Origin of the sequence: Bradyrhizobium sp. SHOUNA76 (genome assembly GCF_023006445.1) — a bacterium.
Classification (GTDB): domain Bacteria; phylum Pseudomonadota; class Alphaproteobacteria; order Rhizobiales; family Xanthobacteraceae; genus Bradyrhizobium.
In genome coordinates this window covers 1-561 of sequence record NZ_JALBHA010001107.1, presented here as the reverse complement: position 1 = coordinate 561, position 561 = coordinate 1, and the positions used below count along the sequence as shown (strand labels likewise).

The window sequence follows — 561 nt, the reverse complement described above, 5'->3', positions numbered from 1 at the left end:
CCGCATCGCCGCCGCCGTCGTCCTCGACGTGGATCAGCAGCGCGTCATCGTCGCCGGCGCGCCGCTCGATCCGCACCGAAATCTCGCGCGCCGCACCGTGACGCAGTGCGTTGGTCAGGCATTCCTGTGCCACGCGATAGGCCGTGGTGGCGGCCGGTCCGCGCACATCCGTCAGATCACCCCTGAGATCGAGCTGGATCGTTGGCCGCGCCGCGCTCTGCGAGCGCCAGCTGTCGACGAGATTGACGAGGCTCGCCTCGAGCCCGAGCTCCTCGGGCAGGGGATTGCGCAGGCGCTTCAGCGCATCGCGGAGCGAGGCCATCAGATGATGGGTGGCCTGCGAGATCATGCGCGCATCCTGGGCGATCCCGTTGTCCCTGTTTGCCCTCGCGCTCGCCGTTTCGATCGTGTTGGCGAAGGCGAGGATGGCGGAGAGATTCTGCCCGAACTCGTCGTGGAGTTCGCGGGCGAGGGCGCGGCGCTCGTCGTCGCGTATCTCGATCAGGCGCCGCGTCAGCGCGGCGCGCTGCTCGGTGGCTTCCTCCAGCCGGCCGCCCAGTT

At 69.3% G+C, this 561-nt stretch carries 1 protein-coding gene; it reads right to left on the bottom strand.

What is annotated here, in order from left to right:
- Positions 1 to 561, bottom strand: a 561-nt coding sequence (locus tag MOV74_RS40000; protein ID WP_246933086.1) for a histidine kinase, incomplete at both ends; no start/stop codon positions are given.